The sequence below is a fragment of the Sulfuricurvum sp. genome (genome assembly GCF_023250475.1).
GTDB lineage: Bacteria > Campylobacterota > Campylobacteria > Campylobacterales > Sulfurimonadaceae > Sulfuricurvum.
Genome location: NZ_JAHFAQ010000137.1, coordinates 1 through 5,532, shown reverse-complemented (window position 1 = coordinate 5,532; position 5,532 = coordinate 1). Strand labels below are relative to the sequence as shown.

Here is a 5,532-nt window from a genome sequence, read left to right as displayed (position 1 = left end):
TATGATATTTGAAATGTCGGCCATAATATAGTTAATTCCTTAAGATGCGTATAGGTGATGTTCGATAGTTTTGATGAGGCTTTCATAGCCTTCCCTACCATTTCCAAAAAGACGAGCGAGTTCAATAGAAGTCCCAATCTCATTAAATGGGCGGACTTTGAGTATCCCGATGTCTTCGATACTCTCGATCCCTTCTTCAGTGTATTTATCCAACAGTGCGTTGATGACGGTTCTCGCTTTATCGCCATAGGTGTCGAAGTAGTTACCGCCTTTGAGCTTTCCGGCGCGTTGGGCACGTGTGAGAGCAGGACGCTCGTAAGCAATATGGCAGATAAGATCGAATGGATCAAGCCCCTCTTTGCCAACTTCTCGTTCCAGCTCATCGAAGAAGATACCCTGAGACTGAAGTTCAGAGATAATTGCCTCTTTTTGCTCGGCTTTATTCCACTCTTGCAAAAATTCGTCGAGGCTTGCAAAGCGGTTATGAATATTTTTACGACTATAGTCGATAAGCGACTCTGTAATAAGTTTACCATTGGCTCCGACGAATTGTACCCGCGTTCCTAGAACAGCCACCTGAACGTTGCCTAAGGTATGACGAGTGGGTTTTGTCGTTTCATCGCCGTCGATGGTAATATCAGGAATATCGTGGATCAGAATCATTTCATCTATCGGATCAATCTCAGTGTTATCTTCATCCTCTGGAGGAACAACGGGGTCATCCCCTTTTGGTTCATAAATTTGTACCGGATCGCCATCAAAATCAGGATCAGCAAAATGATGCGTGACATTGCGAAAATCCATAATCGTAAAGAAAAACTTCCCGTAAATCTCGTTGATTCGCGTACCGCGTCCAATGATCTGTTTAAACTCAGTCATAGAACCGATATTGGAGTCGAGAACAATCAATCCTGTCGTCTGCGCATCCACTCCTGTCGTCATGAGTTTAGACGTAGTAGCGATGACGGGATAAGTGGATTCTGGATCAATGAAGTTATCCAGCTCTTTTTTCCCTTCCTCATTGTCACCCGTGATACGCATCACGTATTTTCGGCTTTTTTTAGCCATTTCAGGAGCCGCATTGACCAGCGCTTGACGCATACGCTCCGCATGGTCGATATCAACACAAAAAACGATCGTTTTCATGTAAGGATCGGTCTCGCTCAAAAACTCAGTTACCTTGCGGGCGACAAGTTCCGTACGCTGAGTGAGGATAACATTCCGGTCGAAATCTTTGGTGTTGTATTCACGATCTTCGATTAGATTACCATGATCATCTTTTTGCCCTTCATATGGTCTCCATCCCTCAACGTCACGATCAAGAGAAAAACGGATAACTTTGTATGGGGCGAGGAATCCATCATCGATTCCCTGTTTTAACGAATAGGTGTACACCGGTTCACCAAAATAGGAAATGTTGCTCACGTATTTCGTCTCTTTAGGAGTAGCGGTCAAACCTACCTGTACGGCAGTAGTGAAATAATCTAAAATCTCACGCCATTGACTATCTTCAGCAGCACTTCCGCGATGCGCTTCATCAATAACGATAAGATCGAAAAAATCAGGGCTAAACTCTTTAAAAATCTTTTTCTCTTCGCTCACACCGGTAATAGCTTGATAAAGTGAGAGATAGATTTCAAAAGACTTATCAACGGTGCGGTTGGTGATCTTGGTCATTTTGTCACCGAAGTGCTTGAAATCACCGATTTTCGTCTGATCTACGAGGATATTACGATCGGCAAGAAAAAGGATACGTTTGGCTCGTCCGGCTTTGTAAAGACGATAGATGATTTGAAAAGCGGTATAAGTTTTCCCGGTCCCGGTTGCCATGACCAGCAACACTCGTTTTTGACCACATGCCACCGCTTCTACGGTACGATTGACAGCATTTTTTTGATAATAACGAGGTTCACGGCGAGGATCATCGATGTAATACGGAGCAAGAGCAATTTTTTCCGATTCTTCTTCAATGATCCCTTTGTGGATTTTATACCGACGCCAAAGTTCATCGGGTGATGGAAAAGCATCCATAGGAATTTCCCGTTCTAATGCGCCATTAGATTGTGTTGGGTCATACTCTAAAAAGCCATCACCATTGCTGCTAAATACAAATGGAATATCAAGAATTTCTGCATATCCAAGCCCCTGTTGCATACCAGCGCCAACACTATGCTTATTGTCTTTGGCTTCAATGATAGCAATGGGGATATTGGGTTTGTAGTAAAGGACGTAATCGGCTCGCTTTTGTTCACCGCGTCTGATGATTTTGCCCTGCACATGTATCCGTCCAGCAGTAAAGCCAACTTCTTCACGAATTTGCGAATGAATATTCCAACCGGCTAATGTCAACGCAGGGGTAATATGCTTTGTACAGATATCGCGTTCGGAAAGAGATTTTTTAGAAGACATCTGCAACCTTACGAAAATAATTGATAGATTTTAGCTTATATAAGCTTATGCATCATTCAATAACTTAAAAAAATAAATCAAGTGCATAAAATATCTAAGTGATTAGTGTAAAATAACAATGAAATAGAATGTTAGGGATACAATGACACACATATTTAATGAACTACCCACTTATGATCAACTAATGCAACCCGTACTTGATGCACTGCAAATACTTGGCGGTTCAGGTCGCAATGATGAAATCTATGCACAAGTTTTATCGATATGCCAAATACCTGAAAATATTTTAGCTTTATCACATGGTAAAAATGGCTCACAATCTGAAATTGAGTATCGATTAGCATGGGCTCGCACTTATCTAAAGAAATCTGATATCATTGAAAATTCTGCCCGTGGTGTCTGGTCGTTAACACTAAAAGGACGCGAAATCAAAACGATTGAAGTCGATAAAATTGTTAGCCATTACAAAGAAGATTCTAAAAAAAATCCATCTATGCTTACTGAAGATATCGAGATATCAAATGATGAAGAAAATTGGAAAAATCAACTACATTCTACTCTTCTTACACTTTCACCCGATGCTTTTGAGCGTTTAGCACAACGTTTACTTCGTGAATCTGGATTTATTCAAGTCCAGGTCACAGGTAAAAGTGGTGATGGCGGTATTGATGGTAAAGGAATTGTACAAATCAACGGCTTTTTGAATTTTCATGTTATGTTTCAATGTAAACGGTATAAAGGTTCTGTTGGGTCCTCGCAAGTGCGCGATTTTAGAGGTGCAATGAGTGGTCGTTCTGATAAAGGATTAATTATTACAACCGGAACATTCACTCGTGATGCATATTTTGAAGCTAGTCGGGATGGTGTTCCACCTATCGATCTTATCGATGGAGAAATGTTGATTGATAAGCTCAAAGAACTCTCATTGGGTGTAGTTACTCGTTTAGTAGAAAAAGTAGAAATCAATGAAGAATGGTTTGAAAATCTTTAATCCATTCTCATATTAAATTGTATGAATCATATGCCCGATCATAAATCAAATAGCCAGCTTTTTGAATGAGAGACTCGATCGCTGAATCATGGGATCAAAAATAGAGGTGTCAGGTGATACCAATAACCTCTCACTTTTTACCCCACATCTTTCTTTTCATTCCCTTAAAAACTCCAATTCTTCCGACGTCATCGTCGGACTAAATTCCGTAATCTCATACTTAGCTACACCGTGCCGATAAAATGGATCGAGGGTGATAATCGTTTCGATATCTTCTCGCGAGACACCACGTGCCAAAATCACCCCTCCAGTGCGAGGCACTTTACGCCCCGATGCTAGAAAATGACCTAAATCGTACTGTTCTTTGAGATATACGACATGCTCTTCCAACAGGACGTCAACCTCTTCGAGCGGTTTTATGTAGCTAAGTGAGATGATAAACATTATGACTCCATTCAATATTATTCTGTTAACTGTAGCATTACAAGATTCAGCCGTCGGAATCCTTCATCGATTTCACTTTTACTAATCGTGAGTGGAGGGACGAATCGCAACGTATTTTTACCCGATTTTATGACTAAAACACCTGTTTCAACCGCTATATTGATAATTTTAGAGAGAGTATTGCCATCGATGACACGTAGCCCTTGCATCATCCCAATCCCGACTCGTTCTGTAAAGATACTGGGATACGCTGAAGCAAAACGCTCTAACGACGTTTCGAAGTAGTTTTGATGATCTATCAGTTCACCTCTTTGGCTGTACTCTTCCAGAATATCGAGGACTTCATTCGCCGAAGCGCTAGAGAGATAATTCCCTCCAAACGTCGAGCCGTGATCACCATAAGAAAAAATATCTTTAATCCCGCTCATGACAACGCCTATAGGAACACCGCCCCCTAACCCTTTTGCTAGCGTTATCACATCGGGAGTAATCCCGTAAATATGAGATGCCAAAAAGCTTCCGCAACGGTAGACACCTGTCTGTACTTCATCGACGATCAGTAAAATATCTTTTGACTTTAACGATAGTGCTAATCGCTGTACAGCTACAAGATTTAGTGGTTGAACGCCCCCTTCTCCCTGTACCAGTTCGATCATCACAGCAACCGTATATTCATCGATGAGAGATTCGATCTCCTCAACACTTGCTGCATACACAAATCCATCGGGATAAGGACCGAAATAATCATGCTTTGCCACTTGCCCTGTTGCTTTTAACGCCGTGATTGTCCGTCCATGAAAAGAGTTTTTCAAGGTGATGATTTTATACCGTTTCACCTTGCCGTCAACCTCTCCATATTTACGGGCTATTTTGATCGCCCCTTCGTTGACTTCCGTACCGCTATTGCCGAAAAAGCATCTCATATCGTATTCACTCAGCTCGACGATTCGTCTTGCACATTCTTCCTGAGGTTCGATGCGATAGAGGTTTGAAACATGGATAATCTTAGCTACTTGATCACTGATAGCACGAGCTAAGCGATAGTTTCCATGTCCTACACTGCAAACGGCGACTCCGGCAGCAAAATCAATGTACTCTTTCCCATCACCATCCCATAATGTCGCATTATCACCTCTCTCAAAGCACACCTCTTGACGTTTATAGGTAGACAATAGATATTTCTGTTTCATTTTATTCCCATGTTTGATAAGATAGATGTTCATAACTATCATACAGATAGCGATTTTCCAGCGATGTTCTAAACGCTACACCTAAGCTATCTGCTTGCAATGCTTTTTCAAGCAAAATAGGATTACTCGTTGGATCAATCATAAGCTGGTTCAGAGCACTAATCGTAAGCTCAGGAAAACGACGTTTTTTCAATACGACCATCTCATCTTGATTAAGCATCCCCTCTTTCAACACTCGTCCATACCATCCGGTAAACCCATGTTTATAGATGACTTTTGCCATAGCATTGACACCCGTATTGATCGAAAGTTTCCGACATGGCTGTCTGGGTTGCGATATCTCAATAATCGTATCACCGATCCCCAGTACATCACCGATACACACGTTCTCTTCGTTCATATGCGATACAAGCAAATTTTCTCCATAATAGGCTAAACCGTCAAACTCAAAGTTGTAGTTATAAAGGGCATTGATTCTATTGTAAGAGATGGATGAAA

The 5,532-nt window shown here is 41.4% G+C and carries 5 protein-coding genes; 1 reads left to right on the top strand and 4 read right to left on the bottom strand.

Features of this window, described 5'->3' with window-relative positions:
• Nucleotides 1-39: 39 nt before the first annotated feature.
• On the bottom strand, nt 40-2,409 hold the full coding sequence (hsdR, locus tag Q0C19_RS10685; protein ID WP_295055844.1) for an EcoAI/FtnUII family type I restriction enzme subunit R: 2,370 nt from the start codon (nt 2,407-2,409) through the stop codon (nt 40-42).
• 184 nt (nt 2,410-2,593) lie between these two features.
• On the opposite strand from hsdR, the gene Q0C19_RS10680 reads away from it, so the two are divergent.
• On the top strand, nt 2,594-3,400 hold the full coding sequence (locus tag Q0C19_RS10680) for an Mrr restriction system protein (RefSeq protein ID WP_295055842.1): 807 nt from the start codon (nt 2,594-2,596) through the stop codon (nt 3,398-3,400).
• A 156-nt stretch (nt 3,401-3,556) separates the two neighbouring features.
• Here the strand turns inward: Q0C19_RS10680 and Q0C19_RS10675 are convergent, their stop codons facing one another.
• The 3 genes from Q0C19_RS10675 to Q0C19_RS10665 form a co-directional block, all read right to left on the bottom strand.
• A complete protein-coding gene (locus tag Q0C19_RS10675) occupies nt 3,557-3,844 on the bottom strand; it encodes a YciI family protein (RefSeq protein ID WP_295055840.1) in 288 nt (95 codons plus the stop codon).
• Between the two features lie 17 nt (nt 3,845-3,861).
• Entirely contained in the window at nt 3,862-5,034 is a 1,173-nt protein-coding gene (locus tag Q0C19_RS10670; RefSeq protein WP_295055838.1) for an aminotransferase class III-fold pyridoxal phosphate-dependent enzyme, read from the bottom strand.
• A 1-nt stretch (nt 5,035) separates the two neighbouring features.
• Nucleotides 5,036-5,532, bottom strand: a 497-nt coding sequence (locus Q0C19_RS10665; protein ID WP_295055837.1) for an MOSC domain-containing protein, incomplete at its 5' end; no start/stop codon positions are given.